The organism is Klebsiella sp. 141161 (genome assembly GCF_050600815.1).
Classification (GTDB): Bacteria; Pseudomonadota; Gammaproteobacteria; order Enterobacterales; family Enterobacteriaceae; genus Klebsiella; species Klebsiella aerogenes.
The window spans coordinates 130,114-150,844 of record NZ_JAQIRN010000008.1 but is presented as its reverse complement, the minus strand read 5'-3'; the positions used below and the strand labels follow the sequence as shown (position 1 = coordinate 150,844).

22 protein-coding genes are annotated in these 20,731 nt (G+C 57.5%); 3 read left to right on the top strand and 19 right to left on the bottom strand.

What is annotated here, in order from left to right; all coding sequences use genetic code 11:
• Positions 1-29: 29 nt before the first annotated feature.
• The 12 genes from PGR79_RS19925 to pmbA form a co-directional block, all read right to left on the bottom strand.
• A complete protein-coding gene (locus PGR79_RS19925; protein ID WP_430922349.1) occupies positions 30-1,940 on the bottom strand; it encodes a BglG family transcription antiterminator in 1,911 nt (636 codons plus the stop codon).
• A 22-nt stretch (positions 1,941-1,962) separates the two neighbouring features.
• Positions 1,963-3,114 (bottom strand): lactonase family protein, encoded by a 1,152-nt coding sequence (locus PGR79_RS19920; protein WP_430922347.1) that lies wholly within the window; start codon positions 3,112-3,114, stop codon positions 1,963-1,965.
• 125 nt (positions 3,115-3,239) lie between these two features.
• Positions 3,240-3,980, bottom strand: a complete 741-nt coding sequence (gene dagF, locus PGR79_RS19915; protein WP_020079796.1) for a 2-dehydro-3-deoxy-phosphogluconate aldolase — start codon at positions 3,978-3,980, stop codon at positions 3,240-3,242.
• Positions 3,977-5,095: a DgaE family pyridoxal phosphate-dependent ammonia lyase gene (locus PGR79_RS19910; protein ID WP_015704202.1), complete on the bottom strand. Its 1,119-nt coding sequence runs from the start codon at positions 5,093-5,095 to the stop codon at positions 3,977-3,979. Before PGR79_RS19910 ends, dagF begins: the two co-directional genes overlap by 4 nt.
• The gene (locus tag PGR79_RS19905; RefSeq protein ID WP_213317456.1) at positions 5,079-6,212 is read right to left on the bottom strand and encodes an amidohydrolase/deacetylase family metallohydrolase; all 1,134 of its coding nucleotides are present in this window, start codon (positions 6,210-6,212) and stop codon (positions 5,079-5,081) included. Before PGR79_RS19905 ends, PGR79_RS19910 begins: the two co-directional genes overlap by 17 nt.
• A 111-nt stretch (positions 6,213-6,323) precedes the next feature.
• Complete coding sequence (locus PGR79_RS19900) at positions 6,324-6,968, bottom strand: DUF4310 family protein (protein WP_015368573.1); 645 nt, start codon at positions 6,966-6,968, stop codon at positions 6,324-6,326.
• Between the two features lie 13 nt (positions 6,969-6,981).
• Complete coding sequence (locus PGR79_RS19895) at positions 6,982-7,758, bottom strand: DUF4311 domain-containing protein (protein ID WP_015368574.1); 777 nt, start codon at positions 7,756-7,758, stop codon at positions 6,982-6,984.
• Between the two features lie 21 nt (positions 7,759-7,779).
• The gene (locus PGR79_RS19890) at positions 7,780-8,079 is read right to left on the bottom strand and encodes a DUF4312 family protein (RefSeq protein WP_015368575.1); all 300 of its coding nucleotides are present in this window, start codon (positions 8,077-8,079) and stop codon (positions 7,780-7,782) included.
• Positions 8,080-8,081: 2 nt separating this feature from the next.
• Entirely contained in the window at positions 8,082-8,444 is a 363-nt protein-coding gene (locus PGR79_RS19885) for an SFCGS family glycine-rich protein (RefSeq protein WP_015368576.1), read from the bottom strand.
• A 10-nt stretch (positions 8,445-8,454) separates the two neighbouring features.
• Entirely contained in the window at positions 8,455-8,793 is a 339-nt protein-coding gene (locus PGR79_RS19880) for a PRD domain-containing protein (protein WP_015368577.1), read from the bottom strand.
• A gap of 278 nt (positions 8,794-9,071) precedes the next feature.
• Complete coding sequence (gene cybC / locus PGR79_RS19875) at positions 9,072-9,458, bottom strand: cytochrome b562 (RefSeq protein WP_015368578.1); 387 nt, start codon at positions 9,456-9,458, stop codon at positions 9,072-9,074.
• Between the two features lie 64 nt (positions 9,459-9,522).
• Positions 9,523-10,875, bottom strand: coding sequence for a metalloprotease PmbA (gene pmbA / locus PGR79_RS19870; protein WP_045360325.1), 1,353 nt, complete (start codon positions 10,873-10,875; stop codon positions 9,523-9,525).
• Positions 10,876-10,969: 94 nt separating this feature from the next.
• Between pmbA and yjgA the strand changes: the two genes are divergently transcribed.
• A complete protein-coding gene (yjgA, locus tag PGR79_RS19865; RefSeq protein WP_015368580.1) occupies positions 10,970-11,521 on the top strand; it encodes a ribosome biogenesis factor YjgA in 552 nt (183 codons plus the stop codon).
• A gap of 53 nt (positions 11,522-11,574) precedes the next feature.
• Here the strand turns inward: yjgA and PGR79_RS19860 are convergent, their stop codons facing one another.
• Together PGR79_RS19860 and mpl are read right to left on the bottom strand one after the other, a co-directional pair.
• The gene (locus tag PGR79_RS19860) at positions 11,575-12,096 is read right to left on the bottom strand and encodes a GNAT family N-acetyltransferase (RefSeq protein WP_430922345.1); all 522 of its coding nucleotides are present in this window, start codon (positions 12,094-12,096) and stop codon (positions 11,575-11,577) included.
• A gap of 68 nt (positions 12,097-12,164) precedes the next feature.
• Positions 12,165-13,538, bottom strand: a complete 1,374-nt coding sequence (gene mpl, locus PGR79_RS19855; RefSeq protein ID WP_087858324.1) for a UDP-N-acetylmuramate:L-alanyl-gamma-D-glutamyl-meso-diaminopimelate ligase — start codon at positions 13,536-13,538, stop codon at positions 12,165-12,167.
• Between the two features lie 174 nt (positions 13,539-13,712).
• Between mpl and fbp the strand changes: the two genes are divergently transcribed.
• The gene (gene fbp / locus PGR79_RS19850) at positions 13,713-14,711 is read left to right on the top strand and encodes a class 1 fructose-bisphosphatase (RefSeq protein WP_015368583.1); all 999 of its coding nucleotides are present in this window, start codon (positions 13,713-13,715) and stop codon (positions 14,709-14,711) included.
• A 42-nt stretch (positions 14,712-14,753) separates the two neighbouring features.
• Here the strand turns inward: fbp and yjfF are convergent, their stop codons facing one another.
• The 4 genes from yjfF to ytfQ all read right to left on the bottom strand — a co-directional run bounded on the left by yjfF (position 14,754) and on the right by ytfQ (position 19,337).
• Positions 14,754-15,752, bottom strand: a complete 999-nt coding sequence (gene yjfF, locus PGR79_RS19845; RefSeq protein ID WP_430922343.1) for a galactofuranose ABC transporter, permease protein YjfF — start codon at positions 15,750-15,752, stop codon at positions 14,754-14,756.
• Positions 15,739-16,764, bottom strand: coding sequence for a galactofuranose ABC transporter, ATP-binding protein YtfT (ytfT, locus tag PGR79_RS19840; protein ID WP_015704197.1), 1,026 nt, complete (start codon positions 16,762-16,764; stop codon positions 15,739-15,741). The genes yjfF and ytfT overlap by 14 nt, the downstream gene beginning before the upstream one ends.
• 10 nt (positions 16,765-16,774) lie before the next feature.
• On the bottom strand, positions 16,775-18,277 hold the full coding sequence (ytfR, locus tag PGR79_RS19835) for a galactofuranose ABC transporter, ATP-binding protein YtfR (protein WP_430922341.1): 1,503 nt from the start codon (positions 18,275-18,277) through the stop codon (positions 16,775-16,777).
• A 103-nt stretch (positions 18,278-18,380) separates the two neighbouring features.
• Entirely contained in the window at positions 18,381-19,337 is a 957-nt protein-coding gene (gene ytfQ / locus PGR79_RS19830; protein WP_020079801.1) for a galactofuranose ABC transporter, galactofuranose-binding protein YtfQ, read from the bottom strand.
• Positions 19,338-19,741: 404 nt separating this feature from the next.
• On the opposite strand from ytfQ, the gene ppa reads away from it, so the two are divergent.
• Positions 19,742-20,272 (top strand): inorganic diphosphatase, encoded by a 531-nt coding sequence (gene ppa, locus PGR79_RS19825; RefSeq protein WP_087858319.1) that lies wholly within the window; start codon positions 19,742-19,744, stop codon positions 20,270-20,272.
• A gap of 115 nt (positions 20,273-20,387) precedes the next feature.
• Here the strand turns inward: ppa and PGR79_RS19820 are convergent, their stop codons facing one another.
• Entirely contained in the window at positions 20,388-20,729 is a 342-nt protein-coding gene (locus PGR79_RS19820; RefSeq protein WP_015704194.1) for a gamma-glutamylcyclotransferase family protein, read from the bottom strand.
• Positions 20,730-20,731: the final 2 nt, after the last annotated feature.

Genomic DNA, 20,731 nt, shown 5'->3' with positions numbered 1-20,731 from the left:
GAATTACATTCGAATCTGGAAAACGCCTCTCAAAACCGGCTGACGCACTCCATCGCCACCGTTTTAAACTCATCGAAGCTGCGGGTCGCGGCGAGGCGGCTCATGGCTCGCTCGCGCAGGAACGTCACGAAAATATCGTAAATCGCCATCGCCTCTTCATACTCGCTCTTACTGATAGCGAGCAGGAAGATGATATGGGCGGTTTCGTCGCCCCAGGCGATTCCCTGCGGGGCAATAACGGTATAGACCACCGTCTTTTTCGCTAACAGGCCGAGGGCGTGCGGCAGCGCAATACCGTCACCCAGCATGGTACTGACGATCGCTTCACGCTCAACCACCGAATCATGAAACTCCGCATCGACAAAACCTTCTTGCTCCAGCTGCTGGCACAGCTCGGCGAACAATGTTTGCTGATCCATCGGCTTATCGATCACCCGGAAGTGGGCGGCATCGAAGTACTTATTCAACATCCACGGACGGGTACGGTCCACCAGCACCAGCTTGCCAATCTGATCCAACTGGTAATCGGTGGGGAACGGCGCGATGGTCACCACCGGTTTATCTTTTTCGCTAATCCGCACCGTTGAGATAACAAAGTCCTCATCGACCGCTTCTCGCTGTTCGTACTCGCGCTGGGAAATGGTGGCGGCGATCTCCAACTGCGGATATTTGCGCTGCAGGATCGCTTCGATCATCCGCACCATCGCATTGCTGGTATCACATACCAGCAGTACGTGCGGTTGGCGCTGGTAGCCAATGTTGTAGTGGCGTTCCAGCCCGACGCCGATATGCAGCACCAGAAAGCCGATTTCGTTTTCGCTGATGGTATAAGGAGTGTATTTACCCCAGCTCGATACCGCGGCAAGTGTCATATCCCATGCCATCGGATAGTGCTGTTTGATGTTATCGAGCAGCGGATTGGGGATCATTATCTGATAGCGCACGCGGGTGATCATGGTCTTAATGTGGGTCAGCAGATCGGCGTGCAGCTGGGCGTCGTCCAGCAGGTTGTAGTTATACTGGCTGTTGATGTAACGCAGAATGTAATTGACCAGTGCTTCATCATCGTCGGCGCTGATCGTTTCCGGGTCGACATCCTGTACCTGGCGAGCGGCGATATGCACGCATAGCCACTCTTCTTCGGCGGGCGAGAAGGGTTTTCCGGCCAACCGCTGTAGCTCACCCGCCAAATCACGCGCGGCGTCGCGGACGTTTTGCGCCACATCTTCGGCGCTAAAATCGGCCAGCGGGTAGCCTTCACTCACGCGGCGCACCACAACCGCGCCGTACAGGCAGATAAAGCGCTCGCCGACATCGGTGAGGCGAATATGATGCCGCGTGAGCGTCTCCTGCAGCACCGGTTCCAGTTGCGCAGGAACATCCGCTTCCAGCGCCTCGGCGCTAATCAACGGATTAATGCCGCCCTGCAGCGTCAGCTCCCACAGTAAATCGGTCAGGCAGGCGCGAATCGATACCTCGCTGCCGAACAGCTTCATGCCGTGGCGCGGGCGGGTTTCAAGAGTCAACTGATAACGCTGGAAGCGCTCGCGCACCTCGACCATATCATTCTGCAGCGTGGCGCGGCTGACGAACCACTCATCGGCCAGATCTTCCAGCTTGATGGAGAACGCCGAGGTCAGGAAACGCACCAGCAAAAAGTGGATGCGCTCCTGGGCGGTACGCGGCACGTGCTGCGTCTTCGGCGCCGTCTCCTCCAGCGCCTGAAAACGCGATCGGTCGTCAATCTTCAGCTGATAACCGCTACCGCGGTTGAGGGTAAACTGCGCGCCATACTGCGCCAACAGCGCATTCAGCGCGGTAATATCAGCGCGCACGGTACGGGTAGAAACCGACAGCCGCTGCGCCAGTTCATCCTGCGGCAGCGTTTCATTTCGCAGCAGGGTGAAGAGTTGCGCTAAGCGTTGGTTGGGAAATCGCATGTCAGTTCCTTGTTGTTACGGCTCAGGGTTGGGCGGATATCACCATCTGCGATGGGCTACCGACCGGCGTGTAGTCTGAGGCAAAGGTTAATTTGCCATCCTTCGGCGCCACGCTAAAACGGGTAATATTATCGCTACGCTGGTTCATGACGTACAGCCACTGCCCCTGATTATCCAGCGTCAGCGTGCGGGGGTAATCCCCACGCGTCCAGATATCCTCCTGGTGGCTCAGGCTGCCGTCAGCCAACACGCTAAAGTGAGCAATGCTGTTATGCAGGCGGTTGGCGACGTATAGCTGTTTGCCATCGTTGCTCAGCACAAGGCCCGCGGCAAAGCTGGTGCCCTTATACTCTTTCGGCAGCGCGGAGACGGTTTTGCCTTCGCGCAGCAGGCCGCTTTGCTTATCAAGATGATAGAAGGTCAGCGTCGACGCTTCTTCGTTAATCAGCCACAGACCGTCGCCCTTTGGCGTAAAGACGAAGTGGCGCGGACCGGCGCCCGGCGACGAGGCGGCGATAAACGGCGGATCGTTTGGCGCCAGTTTGCCGCTGGCGCTATCCAGCCGATACTGATAGATCCGATCCAGCCCGAGATCGGTGGAGTAAACAAACTTTCCGCTGGGATCGGCGGCGATCATATGGGCATGCGGGCCATTGTGATCGCTAATAGCAAAGCTGCCCTCGACGGCCGCCGCCGGACGTTCGGCGCCGGCCGGACCTTCATCCTGATGCACATCCACCGCTTCGCCCAGGCTACCATCTTCTTTCACCGGTAGCACGGCGGTGCTGCCGCTAACGTAGTTGGCCACCAACAGATATTTACCATCCGGCGTCAGGGAGAGATACACCGGCCCGGCGCCGCCGGAGGTAACCTGGTTGAGTTCCGTCAGCTCGCCGTTCTTGTCAATTCGCCACGCCTGCACCACGCCTTTTTCGACTTCACTGGCGGCATACAGCGTTTTGCCATCGCGCGACACGGTTAGCTGCGCGACGTTCGGCAACGAACTTACCAGCGCCTTATCGCGCAGAGCGCCGGTTTTGGCATCGACGGTAAAGCGATACAGACCTTCGCCATTAGGATTATAGGTGCCAATCCAGGCGTAGTGGGTTTGCGCGGCGGCGCCGGCGGCAAGCAAAGACAGTGAAGCAACAAGCAGGTGACGAGCGGTTGGCATGGTAACTCCTTGATGGTTCGGTGGGATAAGTTTCCCCTCACCCCGGCCCTCTCCCAAAGGGAGAGGGAGAAAACCAGATGGTTCCCTCTCCTTCCGGGAGAAAGTTAGGGTGAGGGGCAAAGGCACTACTTCACTAACTGTTTGGTCATCTCCAGCAACTGGCGCACATCGGCCGGGCGGGTGTTGCCGCTGGCTTTATCGATAATCGAGCTGTAAATATGCGGGATGATTTTACTCACGCCGGCATCCAGCGCGATTTTCAGGATCTCGCTGTAGTTTTCCAGATCGATACCGCCGGTCGGCTCCAGCCAGAAATCGTGCGCGGCGCAGGCTTTGGCGACGGCTTCGAACTCAGCGCGGTGCTTCAGGCCGCCCATCGGGAAGTATTTGATAGAGCTGCCGCCCATATCTTTCAACAGCGCGATGGCGGTTTCCAGCGGAACAATCCCATCCGCCGCGCCGCTGCTCAGCGGGCCGGTTGAGATCTTCACCATTCCCGGCGTGCCGGTCGGCGAGACCAGGCCATTCACCACGGTCTCATTCTGCCCGAGCAGCGCGCGGCTGGTAGCCACGCCGGTGAAGACCTGGTTGACGTGCTGCGGCTGCACCTGGCGAGAAATCTCGCTCACCATCGCCGACTGGTTTGGGTCGCCTGCGCCCAGCCCGACGGAGAGCGCGTTATCAATCAGCTTCGCGTATTCACGCATATCGGCCACCGCGCTGGCGACGTCCGGATAGTTTTTGGAGAGCACGCCAACCAGTACGTGACCTTCCGCCGCGTCGTAAATTTCACGGGCGTTGTCTTTGCTGCCCGCCAGTACGTTCAGACACACGCGGTCACGGTAAAAGTTTGGGGTCAGTTTCATGCTTTTTTCTCCTTATTCAGAACTTCTGCGATGCGGCGAGCGACCACCTCCAGCTGCTGCGCGTTCACGCTGCGGACATCGGCTTCGATAATGCCTTCATTCGCTTTATAGCCGCGGAAGTAAATGGCGTATTCGCCCTGCTTCAGCGCGTTAACCAGATCGCCGGTATTCACGCCGGTGGTCGCTTCATCAAATTTAATTTCGGCACGAGCGATATCGCGGCCCGCGCTATCCCACACCACCCGCGCGGTCACGCCGTTGAGAGTGTTGAGCTGTTCGATAAACGGCGTCATCTTGTCCACCATCTGCTGACCGCTCTCTTTAGTCGCCGTCAGGTAGTGTTCAATGGCGCAGGTCAGGCCGAGAATGCCCTCTTTTCCCACTTTCATCGCCCGGCCAATCCCCATCGACTGGCGCTTAACCCACTCGACGTACTGGGTTTTGCCGATGACCAGCCCGCTGGTCGGCCCTTCAATCGCTTTCGCGCCGCTGTAGATAACCAAATCGGCGCCCATGCGGTAGTAGCACTGCAGATCTTCTTCCGCCGCCGCATCGACGATCAGCGGTAAGTTATGCTGGCGCGCCACTTCCGCGGCCTGCGCGACGTTGAGCATGCTTTTCTGCACGCAGTGGTGGGATTTGATGTACAGAATCGCCGCGGTGCGCGGAGTGATCGCCGCCGCCAGCTGTTGGGCAGAACATTCGTTGGCGTAGCCCGCTTCCACCAGCTTACCACCGCCCAGCGCCACCATCGTGCCAACCGGCGCACCGAAGTTGACGTTGTGGCCCTTCGGCAACACGATTTCGTTATTTTCAACTGGCGTAACGTGCAGGTTCTCCAGCAGCCAGTCGCTGTCTTTCACCAGCACCGCCGCTACCGACTGGGCAATCCCCGCCGACGCGCAGGAGACAACGGTCGCCCCTTCCACATCCAGCAGTTTGGCGATGTACTCGCCGGTTTTATTCACCAGGTCTTTCATTTCAAAGTACTGGTTCATACCGGCCATCGCGGCTTCAACCACTTCCGGGCGCGGCGTGGAGACGCCCAGCGCCGTCATCCGGCCTGAAGTATTAATAACTTGTTTTAAATGGTATTTCTCAAAAATCGAAGGCATGTTCCGCGCTCCCTTGTTCGGTCAGATAGCCCTTGCCCGCGCGAATCGCGGCCAGCGGCACCAGAATGTTGTCAGCCTGCAGGCTCTCTTTTTCGGCATCCACCAGCAACGTGGGCTGATGCTGCAGGCTAAATAGCGTTAAATCGGCATCAAAGCCCGCTTCCAGGCGCCCTTTACGCGCCAGGCGCAGCCCCTCGGCGGCGCTGACGGTCACGCAGTCAATCACCTGCGGCAGGGTCATGCCGATGGCGAGGAACTTCGACATCACTAGCGCCAGCGAGCGCACCGGGCCATCGATACGGTTACGGCAGTAAATATCGGAGCTAATGGTGTGCGGCAGAATGCCCATCGCAATCGCCCGCCGCGCCACTTCAAAGCTGAAACTTGCGGTACCGTGGCCGACATCGAGTCGCACGCCGCGCTGCAGAGCGCGAGTAATGGAGCTGCGCAGCTCGCCGGCAGGATTAAGAATACGGTTCGGCTTGCCGTTATAGCAGTGGGTAATGATGTCGCCGCTGCTCAGCAGATCGGCGATTTCATCGAGGTTCGGCGGGTTATTGCCGATGTGCACCATCAGCGGCAGATCGCCGTTTTCCTGCTGAATGGCCTTGGCGCGCGCCAGCGGCGTAATGCCGTTTTCGCCGACGACGCTGCTGCTCATCCGCGCCTTCAGGCCGACGATAAAGTCAGGATGACGCTGCACCGCCTGCTGCACCGCGGCGGCGTCGATATTGGCCATATTCGCCAGCTCATTCTGCGCAATCAGCCCGACGCGGGAGATGTTGAGCAACGCATAAACTTCCGTCGCCGCTTTGCGGGTCAGTTGATAGAAGTCATCAACGTCGTCGGCGCCGGTGCTGCCGGCATCGATCACGGTGGTGACGCCGGTGGCGATGCCGACGCTATCCGGCTCATCGTGATAAATCGGTGAATTCGGGTAGCAGTGAACGTGAGAGTCAATCCAGCCAGCGCTGACGTAAACGTTGCCGTTCAGCTCAATGGTTTTACGGGAGGGCGCGCTAATCTCGCCCAGCGCCGCGATTTTCCCGTCCTGGATGGCGATATCAGTCAGGGTATCGTCGACGAGGCGCGCACGGCGCAGGAGTAAATCAAACATAGCTATCTCCTGATGAAAGAGTGAATCTGTTGCCGGATGGCGGCGTACCGCCTTATCGGGCCTACAAATCGCGCTGACTTGTAGGCCAATAAGCGCAGCGCCATCGGGCAATTAGCTAATCGCAATCGGGAAGATGGAACCGAGGATCATCGCGCCGAGGATGGCGCCGCCGGTGATCGGTTTCTGCCAGATGTAGAACAGCAGTGCGCCAACCAAAGAACCAATCCCAATAGGAATAGACGCCGTCATCGCGCTGAGGATGATCAATGGACCGAGGAAGCGGCCGGAGGCGTTACCGGCCCCCATCATCACGTCAGCGCCGTAGGTGGAGTCGCTCTGGTTGATGGTGAACTTACGCGCCAGAATGATGATGTAGCCGACCGCCAGGCCGAGGATCAGGCCGGTTGCCAGCGACGCGGCGAAGTTCGCCACCGGGAAGACAAAGCCCGCGCCGAGCAGCAGCGCCGGTACGCCGAGGCCGATACCGGTCTGAATGGCGCCGCCGATATCCAGAATCCCCACCAGCGAACCTTCGATGATGCGGGCGAACAGGAAGCTCGCGCCGAATGCCGCCACCGCGCCGTACGCGCCGGTATCAATCCCTGCCTTCAACATCGCCACGAAGGCCACTTCGTTAAAGGCGCCGATGCCGTACAGATAGTACATGTGCGTCCCGGCGAAGACGCCGGAGGAGAGCAGGCCAACAAAGATCGGGAACGACCAGTCGGCATACCAAAAACCTTTATTCTGTTCCATTATCAGGCTCCCGTTACTTGCCGCTGAGTGAGTTGTGGATCATGTCCAGCCAGTTCGGCACGGTCAGATGGAAGGATTCGAGCATCTTCATGTCGAAGCCGCGGAAGAAGCCGCTGAGGACAAACAGCGCGACAATGGCGATCATCATCACTTTGGTTACCCGGTTCCAGCCGCTCTCTTCTACGCCTTTACCGATCAGGATCCCCAGTACCAGACCCGGTACGGCGTTACCCATAATCAGCTGCGCCGCGCCGCCGAAAATCGTCGCCCAGAAGCCTGATTTCTTACCGGCATCAATAGCCGCCAGCCAGAAAATCACCGGCATCACGGTGTTCACCAGCAGGTTTGCCGCCGGAACCAATACCTTAACGGCGGTGACCTGCAGCGCTTCCGGTACGGAAGAGGCGGTCAGGTTAAGGAAGGCGACGACGATCATGCCGATGATGCCGCAGGCAATCGCCATTTTTTTCGGATCGTGTAGCGTTTCGCCAACGTTACGATTTTTCACCATCAACGCCGCCGCGCCCCAGTTCGGGATAATGCGGTGGTCAACGTCCTGGGTGAAGGAGCCTGCTGCAACGGAAGAGGCCCAGGCGTTAAAGAAGAAGCCGAGACCAAAAGAGAAGTGAGAAGCTGGATCGCCTTCGCAGGAATTCAGCTCGCCCAAGGTACGAAACGCGCCCATCCCTTGCGTGGTGGGCGCGTGAAACATGCGTGCCGCTCCGGCGCCCACGCCGACGCCGACCAGGCCGCCGATGATGAGCGATTTTATTAAAATTATCAGGAACATAATCTGACCCTTTGGTAACAATCAGGTTTGCGTGACGAAATCCACTTTATCGAGATCGATGGCGGTCACGTTGACGGTGACGTCCAGCTCCACGCTGTAGGTCCGTCGTTCACGGCGCAAAAAGATGAACAGAAACGCCTCTTTTCGTACCGCTTCGCGCGCATGAACAACCGTCACGTCCTGTGGCTCAATACGCAGTAGGATGCGCGATGATGACTTCATCACCGCAGCCTGCACATGGTTCAGGGCATCGGCGAAGGCCCGTGATTTGCTTTCGCCTTTGCCTGCAACCCTCACCGTGGTGGTGAATTGCTCTTTCATACTTATGCGCCGTATTTCTTTTTCCAGGCTTCAACCAGACGCTCGCCCAGCTCTTCTTTATCCATGAAGCCGAAGCCCAGCACGTTGCAGCCTTCGTTGATGGCGGTGACGCCCTCTTCAATAGAACGCATGCCGTATTTTGCTTTGTAGCCGTACTTGGTCTGCGCGGTGATCGCGCCTGCGCCGCCGCTGCCGCAGAAGGATATGCCGAAAGAGGCGTTTTCCGCTTTCATCATGTCGCCAAGTTTCATGTCTGCAGCAACGCCAGGGACGACCACTGCACGTGCGCCGGCTTTTTCTGCGCCTGCCGCGACTTTTTGTCCTTTACCCAGACGGTCGCCAATAACTACGGTGATTTGTTCCATGTTTTGCTCCTTACAGGTTTTCTTTTGCGACTTCGAAGTGGACGGACAGCAACCAGGCCTCTTCATCAGGCAGGTTGCCGAACTGCGCGACCACTTCGCGGGCCAGCATCATTGAATCTTCAGAAATTTCTTCGAACAGACTGGCATCCACTTCCGGTAGCGGTTCGCCGCTGATTGACCGGTGGGCCATGGCCCGCACGTGGGAAGTCAGCATTTGCTCCTGAACGTCGTTAGGGACGATGTCGTGACGGCTTAACAGGGCGAAGACCTGCTGTAACATCTTGTCAGCCAGGCGTTCGGTCTGCGCCGCCTGCTCCCCTACGTCGTTTATTACCGCTCCGTTATTCACTTGTGTTACCCCGCTGATGTCTCTGGAATCCAAAGTAGCGCCGGGGGTCAGGAGTTTGTAGCGAGTTGTTTTCCACTTCGAAGTGGAAAGGGAGAAGGCTTAGGTGATCGACTCCACATATTCACCGGATAAATGTAAAAACAGGCGATATGACGTGATACGCATCACAACAATGCTCGAGGTTGAGCGGAAAAAGACCGGAAAAAGAAAAGGGAAAAATGTGATACAGGTAGGTTTTTAGGCGGGAGACATCGGCTGACGCCTCCCGAAAACGGCGATTAGCGATACTTCTTATGGTAGGTATTGCGGGTAGTTTTGAAGTCCTCCGCGGCGGCCTGCGCCTCTTTCAGCTTACCGGCGTCAGCTAACTTCAGCGCGCCGTCGATCTGGCCGACCAACGTCTCCAGACCGTGGCGGAAATCTTTCATCTCCGGGCTATCGGCCGCTTTGCCTTCCAGTTTTGGCGGCGTCTCTTTCTGGGCGTCAACCGCAGCGGTACGCATCTTATTCAGCGCCGCTTTCAGCTCGCCAATGTCTGAGGTTTTCTGTACCACCTGCAGGTTTTCCGCAAGGGTGTCCATGTCTTCGCCAAGGTCGGCGAACGCCGATGCCGAACCGAGCGCAAAAGCAGAGACGGCCAGCATCGCTAACAGTTTTTTACGCATTGCTCACTTCCTTTTTATTATGAAGATATCAAGCGGGCGCGGCAGGACGCGCCCGGCACACAGGTCATTGACCGGCGATTTTCATCTCCGGCAGCAGCACGGAACCACACTGAATATTGCTGCGCGTTTCGATATCGTCGCCGACGGTGACAATATTACGCCACATTTCTTTCAGATTTCCGGCGATGGTGATCTCACTGACCGGATACTGAATCTCGCCGTTTTCTACCCAGAAACCGGATGCGCCGCGCGAGTAGTCGCCGGTCACGCCACTGACACCCTGCCCCATCAATTCGGTGACCACAAGCCCGGTGCCCATCTCTTTAAGCATCTTTGCAAAACTCAGGCCGCGGCCGTTGATGCGCCAGTTATGGATGCCGCCGGCGTGGCCTGTGCTTTTCATACCCAGCTTGCGCGCGGAGTAGTTAGTCAGCAGCCACTGGGTCAGCACGCCGTCTTTGATGATGTCGCGACGTTCGGTGCGCACGCCTTCGCTGTCGAACGGCGTGGAAGCCAGCCCCTTCAGCAGATGCGGATGTTCTTCGATGGTCAGCCACTCCGGCAGGATCTGTTTGCCGAGGGAGTCGAGGAGGAAGGTCGATTTACGGTAGACCGCGCCGCCGGCGATCGCCCCAACCAGGTGGCCAAACAGCCCGGTAGCCACTTCGTTGGCGAAGATAACCGGCGCTTTCATCGTCGACAGCTTACGCGGCGCCAGGCGCGACAAAGTGCGGCGGGCGCATTCGTTGCCGACCCACTCCGGGGTCTGTAAATCGCCAAGGGCGCGGCCAATGGTGTAGGCGTAGTCGCGTTCCATATCGCCGTTTTCTTCGGCAATCACGCAGCTGGAGAGCGAGTGGCGGGTAGAGCAATAGCTCTGGAGCATGCCATAGCTGTTACCGAACACTTTAATTCCATAGTGGCTGTTGAAGCTGCCGCCTTCGGTATTGGTGATACGTTTGTCGGCCTGCAGGGCGGCCTGCTCGGCGCGGGCCGCCAGCTCGATGGCTTCATCGGGGGAGACCTCCGCCGGATGGAACAGGTCCAGATCCGGGGCGTCAAAGGCCAGCAGTTCTTTATCCGCCACGCCGGCAAACGGGTCCGGCGAGGTGTAACGCGCGATATCCAGCGCCGCCTGCACGGTACGGGCGATAGCGTCCGGGCTCAGGTCGGTCGAAGAGGCGCTGCCTTTACGGTTTTGATGATAAACGGTGATGCCGAGCGCGCCGTCGCTATTGAATTCAACATTCTCCACCTCACCGTAGCGGGTGCTGACGCCGATGCCGGTGGTCTTGCTGACGGAGACTTCCGCACCGTCGGATTTGCCTGCCGCCAGTTCCAGTGCCGTACTAACGGCTTCTTCCAGCGTCTTACGCTGCTGTGCAACTTGAGAGATGACTTTCATTGCTAATGCCATAATGTAAGAAGGAGTTAACTGAAGTCTAACAGAGAACCGTTTTTCAGTGCGCGCCTTAACTGGTAACATTAGCCTCTTTTTTAAGGAGCCTGAGATGACAAAGCAGCCCGAAGACTGGCTCGACGACGTGCCCGGTGATGACGTTGAAGATGAAGATGATGAAATTATCTGGGTCAGCAAGAGTGAAATTAAGCGCGATGCGGAAGAACTGAAGCGTCTTGGCGCGGAAATGGTAGACCTTGGTAAGAACGCGCTGGATAAGCTGCCGCTCGATACCGACCTGCGCGACGCCATTGAACTCGCCCAGCGTATCAAGAAAGAAGGCCGCCGCCGCCAGCTGCAGCTGATTGGTAAAATGCTGCGTAACCGCGACGTCGATCCGATTCGCCAGGCGCTGGATAAGCTGAAGAACCGTCACAACCAGCAGGTTGCGCTGTTCCATAAGCTGGAACAAATCCGCGATCGCCTGATTGATAATGGCGATGATGCTGTCGTAGAGGTATTGAACCTGTGGCCAGACGCTGACCGTCAGCAGCTGCGCTCACTGATCCGCAATGCCAAGAAAGAGAAAGAAGGCAACAAGCCGCCGAAATCCGCGCGCCTGATCTTCCAGTATCTGCGCGAACTGGCCGAAAACGAAGGCTAGTCCCCACGCTAACCGCCATCTCCCGGATGGCGGCGCGTTGCGCCTTATCCGGGCTACCCCATCACCTCACGCCCTAAATCCTCGGCAAACTGCTGATACTGCGCCGCATCAATCGGTTGCGGATAGCTCAATACCAGCAGTTCATGATCGTCGATCCCTTGATGATAGGTCGGATGGCGGTGCGCCCAGGTATTGGCATGGAATCCCATCGACTGATAAAAACGCAGCCGCTTATGGGCGATTTCGCTGGTGAGCGGATCGATTTCCAGAATAGTCAGCGGCGCACGCGTCAGGATCTGCGCCAGCAGCTGTTTGCCATAGCCGCGCGAACGCAGGGTGTCGTCAATCGCCAGATGTTCGATATAGCTATAACCGGCAAACTGCCAGCAGCCGCTCAGGCCAATAAATCCCCCGTCATCAAACCACGCTTCCAGCGCATAGTGCGGGTTGCTCAGCGCCTGAAGTTTGGCGTCGCTTTCGCGCTGTTCGTGCCATGGAAAGGCGCGGGCGTACAGCGCGTCAAGCGCGGCGAAATGGGGCGAATCGGTAGAAAGTACTCTTTCACAGGTCAGCATCACACAATCCCTGGTGGCGAAAACAAAACTGCCCTCACGCGGAGGGCAGTAACCGGAAGCGTTCGCGTTTACTCTGCCGCGGCCGCTTTTTGCGCCAGTTTATCCAGCAGCTTCTGATGAATGCCGCCAAAGCCGCCGTTACTCATCACCAGAATATGGTCACCCGGATGCGCGGTTTTCACGATCATATCCACCAGCGTATCGACGTCGGCGCTCCAGTGCGCCGGCTGTACGCAGGCTTCCGCCACTTCCGCCACCTGCCATGGGATATGCTGCGGCTGTAGCAGGAAGACTTCATCGGCGCGGCCCAGAGACGGCGCCAGATCGTCTTTACAGACGCCCATTTTCATGGTGTTGGAACGTGGCTCCAGCACCGCCAGAATACGCGCGGTGCCGCCGACTTTGCCGCGCAGCGCCTGCAGCGTCGCGAGAATGGCCGTCGGATGGTGGGCAAAATCGTCGTAGACGGTCACGCCGTTGGCTTCGCCGCGCAGCTCAAGGCGGCGACGGGCGTTGATAAAGCTGCCCAGCGCGTTAGCGGCATCCGCCGGCACCACGCCGACATGACGCGCCGCGGCAATCGCCATCAGGCCGTTATGCATATTATGCTCGCCGACCAGCGCCCAGTTCACCTCGCCGACCTTTTCGCCGTCGAGCAGGACTTCCCACTGCGAGGCATCGGCGTTGAGTTTCTTCGCCTGCCAGTGCCCCTGCTCGCCCACCAGCTCCTGTTCGCTCCAGCAGCCCATCGCCATCACCTGCTTCAGGTTGATGTCGCTCTCCGGCAGAATAATCTTGCCTTTGCCCGGCACGATGCGCACCAGGTGGTGGAACTGTTTCTGAATCGCTTTCAGGTCGTCAAAGATATCCGCGTGGTCAAACTCAAGGTTATTGAGGATCAGCGTGCGCGGGCAGTAGTGAACGAACTTAGAACGCTTGTCGAAGAAGGCGCAGTCATATTCGTCGGCTTCAATCACGAAGAACGGGCTATCGCCCAGGCGTGCGGAAACTTCGAAGTTCCCCGGTACGCCGCCGATAACGAAGCCCGGCTTATAGCCGCAGGCTTCGAGGATCCACGTCGCCATACCGGCGGTGGTAGTTTTACCGTGGGTACCGGCGACGGCCAGCACCCAGCGGTCGCGCAGCACGAAATCGTGCAGCCACTGCGGACCGGACATGTACGGAATGTTGTTTTCCAGCACCGCTTCGACGCACGGATTACCGCGGGTCATGGCGTTACCAATAATCACCAGGTCCGGCTGCGGGTCCAGTTGGCTGGCGTCGTAGCCCTGAATCAGATCGATGCCCTGGTTTTCCAGCAGGGTGCTCATTGGCGGATAAACGTTAGCATCCGAGCCGGTTACTTGATGCCCGAGGGAACGTGCCAGCATTGCCAGCCCCCCCATAAACGTGCCACAGATTCCTAAAATATGAATGCGCATTCGTTACTTCCCTCATTAATCTGACCCGCATTTTACCCATATGTATGCCCCCTGAGAAATGCATTTCAGGCAAATCTGCATTTGCTGGCGCGATTCACCTGTGCGCAGTTTTTTTATTATTTGTTAAGATTGTTGCGTTCGTTTTACTCAACATAAAAATGCAGGGAACGAGTTATGAAAACGTTAGGTGAATTTATTGTCGAAAAGCAGCACGAGTTCTCCCACGCTACCGGTGAGCTGACTGCTTTGTTGTCGGCAATAAAACTGGGCGCCAAGATCATCCACCGCGATATCAATAAGGCCGGTCTGGTCGATATCCTGGGTGCCAGCGGTGCGGAAAACGTTCAGGGTGAAGTTCAGCAGAAGCTGGACCTGTTCGCGAATGAAAAATTAAAAGCTGCACTGCGCGCACGTGATATCGTCGCCGGTATCGCCTCGGAAGAAGAAGATGAAATCGTGGTCTTCGAAGGGTGCGAACACGCCAAATACGTTGTGCTGATGGATCCGCTGGATGGCTCCTCCAACATTGACGTTAACGTCTCCGTGGGGACTATCTTTTCTATCTACCGCCGCGTCACGCCGGTCGGTACGCCGGTCACCGAAGAAGACTTCCTGCAGCCGGGTAACAAACAGGTTGCCGCGGGTTATGTGGTTTACGGCTCCTCCACCATGCTGGTCTACACCACCGGCTGCGGCGTGCACGCCTTTACTTACGACCCGTCACTCGGCGTCTTCTGCCTGAGCCAGGAGCGGATGCGCTTCCCGGAGAAAGGCAAAACCTACTCCATCAACGAAGGCAACTACATCAAGTTCCCGATGGGCGTGAAGAAGTACATCAAGTACTGTCAGGAAGAAGATAAAGAGACCCAGCGCCCGTACACCTCGCGCTATATCGGTTCTCTGGTGGCTGACTTCCACCGTAATCTGCTGAAAGGCGGCATCTACCTGTATCCAAGCACCGCCAGCCACCCGCAAGGTAAACTGCGTTTACTGTACGAATGCAACCCGATGGCGATGCTGGCGGAACAGGCTGGCGGCAAAGCCAGCGATGGTAAAGAGCGTATTCTCGATATCATCCCGGAAAGCCTGCACCAGCGCCGTTCGTTCTTCGTCGGCAACGACCACATGGTAGAAGACGTCGAGAACTTCATTAAAGAGTTCCCGGACGCTTAATTTCTGCCTTCCCTTCCCGCCCTGCGGGAAGGGAGTTCCCTGTCAGCGATTCACCACCCCACCCACGCGAGTCACCGCCGCATTCTGGCGATTTTCCCACAGCACCGTCAGCCCGCGCTGCAGCGCAATGAAGATAAACAGCAGAATGCCGATGGCAATCTTCGTCCACCATGAACTGAGCGTACCGTCAAAGTTGATGTAGGTCTGAATAAGCCCCTGAATCGCCACGCCGAACAGCGTCCCCAGTACCGTTCCGACGCCGCCGCTCAGCAGCGTGCCGCCTATCACCACCGAAGCGATGGCATCTAGTTCCACGCCGACGCCCGCCAGCGCGTAGCCCGCCTGGGTGTAGATAGAGAAGACAATGCCGGCAAGCGTCGCCAGGCCGGTCGACAGCATATAGATGCGAATGGTGGTGCTACGCGTGGAAATGCCCATCAAATTGGCCGACGTGGCGTTGCCGCCGATAGCATAAACCTGGTTGCCAAAGCGGGTACGATGGGCGAGGAAAATTCCCAGCACCACCACCAGCAGCATCAGCAGCCCCATCGCGCTCAGGCGGCCGCCGCCGGGGATGGTCCACGCCAGCCCGGACAGAGTGTCATACAGCGGATGGTTAATAGGAATCGACTCTTCCGAGACCAGATAGCTCACGCCGCGCAGGAAAAACATACCGGCGAGGGTGATGATAAATGCCGGAATTTTCAGCGCATCGATCAGCAATCCCATAAACGCGCCGAAGGCGCAGCCCATGGCCAGTACCAGCGGAAAGGCCAGCAGCGGCGAGATCCCCCAAAAGCCGATCGCTTTGGCAAGAAACACGCCGGTGAAGGCAATCACCGACCCGACCGACAGATCGATACCGCCGCTGAGGATCACGAAGGTCATGCCGACGGCGATGATCCCAAGGAAAGCGTTATCGGTCAGGATATTGCAAATCACCCGCGTCGAAGCAAAACCCGGAAACTGGGTCAGGCAGTAGAGATAACCCAGCACGAATACCGCGAGGGTGATCATCAAAGGTAAATTACGTTTTATCACGGCCGCGTACCCCTTTCAGTAGACCGATAAAGCGCGGCGACTGAACGATCAGTACGCACAGCACCACCACAGCTTTCACCACCTGGTTGAGCTCCGGCGGGAAACCGGAGAGTAAAATCCCGGTGTTCATCCCCTGGATAATCAACGCCCCCACCACCGACAGCAGCAGATTAAAGCGCCCGCCCATTAGCGAACCGCCGCCGATCACCACCGCCAGGATGGCGTCCAGCTCCAGCCACAATCCGGCGTTGTTGGCGTCGGCGCCGCGGATATCCGCCGCCACGATAATGCCGGCAATCGCCGCGCAAATACCGCTTAGTACATAGGCCAGCATCACCACGATGCGGGTATTCACCCCGGCATTCTTTGCCGCACGGATATTGATCCCCACCGCCTCAATAAACATGCCGAGCGCGGTCCGGCGGGTAAACAGCCAGAACAACAGTAGCGTTGCGACGGCAATAATCACCGGCGTCGGCAGCAGCAACAGGGAGCCGCTGCCGAGCCAGGAAAGCGCCGGTGAATCAAAGGTGACTATCTGCCCGGAGGTAATCAGCTGCGCGACGCCGCGCCCGGCGACCATCAGGATAAGCGTGGCCACAAAAGGCTGGATCTTCAGCACGGCCACCAGAATGCCGTTCCACAGGCCGGCCAGCGCGCCTGCGCCCAATGCGGCGAGCAGCACCACCGGCAGGCTGTGCCCGGCGACGGTCATTGAGGCGGCGGTCGCCCCGGCGATAGCCATCACCGCGCCGACTGACAGATCGATGCCGCCGGTGGCGATGACCAGCGTCATGCCAATCGCCAGCAGCGCCACCGGCGCCGCGCGGTTGAGAATGTCAATCGGGCTGCCAAACAGCCGCCCATCCTGCAGCAGCACCTGGAAGAAATGCGGCGCCACCAGGCTATCCACCGCTAATACCAGCAGGAGAGCGATAATTTGCGGCATCCCTTTCGGCCAGCTAAAGCGCCGTTTTGGCTGTCCGCTTTGTGGTACGGTTCTGGGCATCATGCTGGGCTCCTTATGCCGCAATCGCGTTCATGATCGCCGGGACCGATAGCTCGGCAAGCGGGATTTCCGCCACCTGCTGGCGATCGCGCATGATGATCACCCGGTCGGCGTAGCCCACCAGCTCTTCCAGTTCGGAGGAGATAACCAGCAGCGCCAGGCCATCGGCGCAGAGGGTTTCTATCAGGCGAATAATCTCGGCGTGGGCGCCGACGTCGATACCGCGCGTCGGCTCATCGAGGATCAGGAATTGGGGTTTGGTAAGCAGCCAGCGCGACAGCAATACCTTCTGCTGGTTGCCGCCGGAGAGAAATTCGATCGGTTGTTCAGCGCTGGGAGTGCGAATCCCGAGCTGGCGAATAAAACGTTCGGCGATCTCATGCTGTTCACGGCGCGGGATCGGCCGCAGCCAGCCGCGCTGCGCCTGCAGCGCCAGCACGATATTTTCCCGCACCGAAGCAGCGGCGATGATGCCGTCAGTTTTACGATCTTCCGGACAGAAGCCAATGCCGAGGCAGGAAGCCTGATGCGGCGAGCGCAGCGTTTGCGGCTTGCCCTTGATCCACGCTTTACCGCTGTCGGCGGGCTTGATGCCAAAAATGACCTCCGCCGTTTCGGTGCGCCCGGATCCCAACAGCCCGGCCAGGCCGACGATCTCGCCCGGCCGCACCTGCAGAGTAAACGGCGCAATCGTGCCCTTCTTGCCAAAATCTTCAAACGCCGCCACCGGCTTATCGCTAAGCAGCGTGCGCCCGGCGCGCTGCAGCGCCTGATGGTCCAGCTCGCGCCCCAGCATCATTTTGACCAGGTCGATTTGCGGCAGCTCGCGGGTCTCCCGACAGCCGACGAAGCTGCCGTTGCGCAGCACGGTAATACGGTCGCTGACGGCATAGACCTGGTCGAGAAAGTGGGTCACGAAAATCAGGCTGACGCCGTTATCGCGCAGCTGGCGCATCAGGGTGAACAGCATCTCCACTTCCTGAGTGTCCAGGCTGGCGGTTGGTTCATCGAGGATCAACACTTTCGCCGACAGGTCGATGGCCCGGCAGATGGCGACGATTTGCTGCATCGCCACCGAAAAACGGTTCAGCGGTTCGCGCACGTCGAGCGAGAAGCCGTAAGAGGCCATCAGCGCGGTGGCGCGCTTTTCCATCTCTTTGCGCCGCAGCAGGCCAAAGCGCTTCGGCTCGCGACCAATAAACAAATTATCCGCCACCGACATATTCGGCAGCAGGTTAACTTCCTGGTAGACGGTACCGATACCCAACTGCTGAGCGTGGGCGGTGTTTTTCGGCGATATTTGCTGCCCTTCCAGCCAAATCGCCCCGCGGTCGGCATGATACACGCCGGTAAGCGCTTTAATCAGCGTCGATTTTCCGGCGCCGTTTTCGCCCAGCAGGGCCATGATTTCGCCACGCCGCAGGCTGAAATTGACGTTATCCAGCGCCTTCACGCCGGGGAAGAATTTGCTGAGTCCTTCGGTACGAAGGATCTCCTGGTGTTGGTCGCTGGTCATGGTTCCCCCTGCATCACGCCGGATGGCGCTGCGCTTATCCGGCCTACAAAAGAGCGAAATGTAGGCCGGGCAAGCGTAGCGCCCCCGGCATTTTCATGAAGGCTCAGTAACCCATATTTTTTTTCTTCTCTAACTCTTCTTTTGCCGTATCCGGCAGGTAAAGGGTCGATTTGGTAATGGTCAGCTTCTCAGGCAGGGTGCCGTCTTTTTTGTATTTTTCCAGCGCATCAAACGCCGGACCGGCCATATTCGGCGTCAGCTCAACGCTGGCATTCGCCTCGCCGGCGATCATGGCTTTATAGATATCCGGCACGCCGTCGATAGACCCGGTGAGGATATCTTTGCCCGGCTTCAGACCGGCCTCTTTGATGGCCTGAATCGCGCCAATGACCATGTCATCGTTATGGGCGTAGACCATGCAGATGTTCTTGCCGTTATTCTCCGCCTTGATAAAGCTCTCCATCACCTCTTTCCCCTTACTGCGGGTGAAGTCGCCGGACTGCGAGCGGATAATCTTGATGTTGGACGCTTTGGCAATCGCCTCGGCGAAGCCTTTCTTACGATCGATAGCGACGCTGGCGCCCACGGTGCCCTGTAGCTCTACGACGTTACACGGTTTGCCATCGACGGTTTTCACCAACCAGTCGCCAATCAGTTGGCCTTCCAGCACGTTGTTGGCGGTGACGGTGGTCATATACAGCGACTTATCTTTAACGTCGATCGAACGGTCGAGGAGGAACACTGGGATATTGGCCTCTTTCGCTTCTTTTAGCACCGGCTCCCAGCCGGTCGCCACCACCGGCGCGATAAAGATCGCGTCCACGCCCTGGGCAATGAACGAGCGCACGGCTTTAATCTGGTTTTCCTGTTTTTGCTGACCGTCGGCAATCTTCAGGGTGATACCACGCTTCGCCGCTTCTTCCTTAGCAACATTCGTTTCGGCCGCGCGCCAGCCCGATTCAGAGCCGACCTGCGAAAATCCTACGGTCAGGTTGGCGGCCATCGCCATAGACGACATAGCTGCCGAAACCGCGGTGACGAGAAGTAAGCGCTTCCACATAAGATGTTCCTCGTAGGGTTATTGTTGGTTAAATGCTCACCTGCGAACAAACTATAGACAATCCGTTATGTAACTGAATGCGTTACATCACACTTCGAAAAAGTAAATAAAATGTTAAGTGGTGCAATTTGTCTGAGCTGAGCGGCGATAAGGCTTCCCGCCCAACGGCATGCCCTGCGCCAATGACGAAAATTTGCCTTCTGGATAACCGCGGCTTGTGACATTGAAAACGGTTACACAAATTTATTCAGAATGTGGCTATCTTTATGGATTTTAGGGTTATCTGAGGAAGAGAAATTCAGACGCTTCCCCCTGTATCAAGGCAAAAAGAAGCGAAGACATTCGATGTGAGTTGGCTATAATACCGGGCACTTGTTTGCCAAACATTTTTAAAGGAAACAGACATGAGCTTACTCAACGTACCTGCGGGCAAAGAGCTGCCGGAAGACATCTACGTCGTTATCGAAATCCCAGCTAACGCAGACCCAATCAAATACGAAGTTGACAAAGAGAGCGGCGCGCTGTTTGTTGACCGTTTCATGTCCACTGCGATGTTCTATCCGTGCAACTACGGCTACATCAACCACACCCTGTCTCTGGACGGCGACCCGGTTGACGTGCTGGTCCCGACCCCGTACCCGCTGGAACCAGGTTCAGTTATCCGCTGCCGTCCGGTTGGCGTACTGAAAATGACCGACGAGTCCGGTGAAGATGCCAAGCTGGTTGCGGTACCGCACACCAAGCTGAGCAAAGAATACGATCACATCAAAGATGTGAACGACCTGCCGGAACTGCTGAAAGCCCAGATCACTCACTTCTTCGAGCACTACAAAGATCTGGAAAAAGGCAAGTGGGTTAAAGTCGACGGTTGGGACAACGCTGAAGCGGCTAAAGCTGAAATCGTTGCTTCCTTCGAGCGCGCTAAACAGAAGTAATTCTGTTTATCCAGCATAAAAAACACCGCCTCCGGGCGGTGTTTTTGTATGGGCCTGTTCTGGTTTCAGACGGCCAAAAAACAACGCCACCCGAAGGTGGCGTTGCCGTTTTCAATTACTGGTCTCTGTCCAACCAGTTTCCGCTCTCAATCTGCGCAAACCCCTCGACGGAGCGCTGGTAGACATACATCCACGCGCTGCCGTAAGGCGTTTGGATCAGATGGCGCGCGTATTCACCGCCCTTGGTGCGCAGCGCATCCAGCTCGGCCAGCGTCGATGCGTCGATACGATACACTTCACCATGTACTGTGCCCTCGCCCGGCACCGCGCCTGGATAGTGGCCCAGGCTGTACAGCTGATAATCGTCGACACTATGAGCGCCCAGCAACTGGGCGTTGGTCATCCAGTGGCTGTTGCCTTGTTTGCGTCGTAAACTGCCGTAAACAAATATTCGCATTG